Genomic DNA, 3598 nt, shown 5'->3' on the forward strand with positions numbered 1-3598 from the left:
GCTTGAGGCGTTGTATGCGGGGGAGGAGCTTGCGCCGTTGCCGGTGCAGTACGCGGACTTTGCCGCCTGGCAACGGGCCTGGCTCGCCGGGGACGTGCTCGAGGGGCATCTCGACTACTGGCGCGGGCGGCTCGCCGGGGCGCCGGTGCTCGACCTGCCGACCGATCACCCGCGGCCGGCGGTGCGGTCCTCGGACGGTGCGGTGATCGAGTTCGCGATGCCGGACGACGTCGTGGCGGCGCTGCGGGCCGTTTCCCGGGACAGCGGGGCGTCCATGTTCATGACGCTGTTCAGCCTGTACACGATGTTGCTCGCCCGGTACTCCGGGCAGGACGACGTCGTGGTCGGCACGCCGATCGCGAACCGGAACCGGGCCGAGATCGAGGGTCTGATCGGGTACTTCATCAACACGCTGGTACTCCGCACGGACTTGTCGGGCGACCCTACGTTCGCGGAGTTGCTCAGCCGTGTGCGGCGCACAGCGTTGGAGGCGTTTGCGCACCAGGATGTGCCGTTCGAGCGCCTGGTGGACGAGCTGGTCACGGACCGGGACCGCTCCCGGTCGCCGCTGTTCCAGGTCCTGTTCAACTACTTCAATGACGGCGACGGCAACGCCGCGGTCGGCGGCGAGCTGCGCGAGGTCACCGCGAAGTTTGACCTGCGGCTGATCGTGTCGGAGCGGGGTGATGGTCTGGTTGGTGCGTTCCATTACGCGACGAGGTTGTTCGACGAGTCGACGATCCGGCGGTTGATTGGGCATTTCCAGGAGCTGCTGGCGGCAGTGGCGCGGGATGCGACTGTGCGGCTGTCGGAGGTGGGGCTGGGCACGGCTGAGCTGAGCGACTGGAACGACACGGCGGCTGATCTACCGCCTGTGTCGGGCATCCACGAGCTGGTCCGGCCGTCGGATGCGATCGCGGTGGTTTCGGGCGGTGAGTCGCTGTCGTTCGCCGAGGTCGTGAGCCGCTCGAACCGTCTCGCGCATTTGCTGCGGTCGGTGGGTGTAGGCCCGGAGTCGGTAGTCGGTCTGGCCACTGATTCAGGTGCCGACTTCGTGGTCGCGGTCCTGGCCGTGTGGGCGGCCGGCGGCGCGTACGTGACCCTGGACGGTTCCCAGCCGGCCCAGCGTTCGGCGTTCATGTTGGCTGAGGCGGGTGTGTCGGTTCTGGTCGGCACGGCGGACGTGATCGGTGACCTCCCGGTCGGCCGGTTGCGGACCGTGCTGCTGGACGACCCGCTGTTGCAGGTCATGCCGGATACCGTGCTGGGCACGGTGGTGTCGCATCTGGACCGGGTCGCGTACGTGATGTTCACCTCCGGTTCCACGGGCCGGCCGAAGGCTGTGCAGGTGACCCACCGGGGTCTGTTGAACTATGTGACTGGTGTGCCGTCCCGGTTGGGGATCGGTGAGCCGGGCCGGTCGTATGCGCTGTTGCAGCCGCCGACCACCGACTTCGGGAACACGATGCTGTTCACGGCGTTGACGACCGGTGGGTGTCTGCACTTTGTGGACCCGGCGATCGTGACCGATCCGGACCTGGTTGATGCCTATCTGACTGAGCATGCGATCGATTACGTGAAGATCGTGCCATCGCACCTGCTGGGTCTGGGAGTCTCCCGGGTGCGGCCGGCTCGGGCGTTGATCCTGGGTGGTGAGGCGACCCCCGTCGAGGTGGCTCGGGAACTGGTCGGTCGTGCCGCGAACCATTACGGGCCGACGGAGACGACGGTTGGTGTGGCGACTGTGCGGCTCACGGATGAGGTGTTGCACGGTGCGGTGGTGCCGATCGGTGCACCACTGCCGAACATCCGGCTGCATGTGCTGGACCGGTCGTTGCGGCCGGTGCCGGTTGGTGTGCGGGGTGAGTTGTATGTGGGTGGTGCGGGGCTGGCCCGCGGGTATCGGGGCCGGCCGGAGCTGACCGCGGAACGGTTCGTTGCCGCGGCCGGTGGGGAGCGGCTGTATCGGACCGGGGATGTTGTTCTGCGTCGTCCGGATGGGTTGATTGCGTTCCTGGGCCGTGCCGACGATCAGGTCAAGGTTCGTGGGTATCGGATCGAGCCCGGCGAGGTCCGGGCGGCGCTGCTCGCGCACCCGGCTGTCACGGCCGCGGTTGTGGTGGCTGACGGGCAGCGGCTCGTCGGGTATCTGGTGGCCGAGGATGGGATGCCGTCGGTTGGTGAGCTGCGGGCGTTCCTGGCCGGGCGGCTGCCGGAGCACATGATCCCGGCCGTGTTCGTCGAGCTCACCGCTGTTCCGTTGACCGCGAACGGGAAGCTCGACCGGGCGGCGCTCCCCGCGCCCGATCAGAGTCGACCCGAACTCGAGCGTGCGTTCGTTGCGCCTCGCAATGCGGCTGAAGAGCTTCTCGCCGGGATTTGGTGCGACGTGCTCGGGGTTGAACGGGTCGGGGTGCATGACAACTTCTTCGAGCTCGGCGGCCACTCCCTGCTCGCCACGCAGCTTGTGGCGCGCGTCCGGGGGATTGGGCGGGAGCTCAGTGTCGGGGACCTCTTTGACCGGCCCACCGTTGCGGGACTGGCGCCGCTCGTTGGGGACCTCGGTGAAGTGTGGCGGCCCCGCTGCGCGGTCGAGATCCGGCGGGGTGGCGATGGGCCGCCGCTGTTCATTGTTCACTCCGGGACCGGTGGCATTACCGACTACACGGCGCTGGCCGGTCACCTCGATGACGGGCAGCGTGTCATCGGGCTGCAGTCGCTCGGGTTTGCCGAGGGTGAGGAGCCGCTGGTCACGGTCGAGGAGATGGCGGCGGCGTACCTGGAGGAGGTGCGGCGGATTCAGCCGGACGGGCCGTACCTCTTCGCCGGGTGGTCCATGGGTGGCTATGTCGCACTCGAGATGGCTCGGCAATGTGAGGGTGGTGCCGAGGTGTTCCTCGTTGGGCCGCCGTACCTGCCGCTGCGTCGGCGGCGGGAGATGCGTGAGGAGCGTAAGAACCTCACTCGGCTCGTGCGTGAGCTCGATGCGGCGATCGCGGAAGGGCGGCCGCTCCGGTCGTGGGCCGAGGGGATGATGCTGCGGGTTTGGAACCTCGATGAGGACGGTGCCGCGGCGGTGCGGGCCGGGGACCTGGCGCAGCTGCGTGCCGGGCGGGTGCTGGTGGTCAATGGGATGGCTGGAGTGCGGTACCGGATCGGGCTGTTGCGTCGGCAGGTTCGGCATGACGGCCGGGTGGTGCTGTTCATGCCTCGGGAGGATGAGGCGGAGCTGTACCGTGGCACGCTGCAGCAGTGGTTGGCCACCGTGCCGGAGACGGCCGAGGTGGTTGAGGCGCCCGGCACCCACTTCACGCTGATCCGGGGCGATGAGGGGCCCCGCTTCGCCGGCCGCCGGCTCGCCGAGGAGCTGGCCGCCCGCCGCCGTTAGCGATCCGGTGAGTGGGCTCCGGGAGTGCGCCGGGAGCGGGCCGGTCGGGCGACACCGTCAGTGAGCGGTGACCGGGCCGGCCAGGCACCGCCGGTAGTGAGGCCGGCGAGTGGGCCGGTCAGGCGTCGGCGGTAGTTGCGGCCGGCGAGTGGGCCGGTCGGGCGCCGCCGGCAGTGCGGCCGGCGAGCGGGGCGGCAGACAGCAAGGGGC

The 3598-nt window shown here is 69.2% G+C and carries 1 protein-coding gene; it reads left to right on the plus strand.

The features are described 5' to 3' along the window. The first annotated feature begins 10 nt into the window (after nt 1–10). Complete coding sequence (locus tag AB0B76_RS57060; protein WP_360394268.1) at nt 11–3388, plus strand: amino acid adenylation domain-containing protein; 3378 nt, start codon at nt 11–13, stop codon at nt 3386–3388. Nucleotides 3389–3598: the final 210 nt, after the last annotated feature.

This window comes from Dactylosporangium sp. NPDC049140 (genome assembly GCF_040648435.1).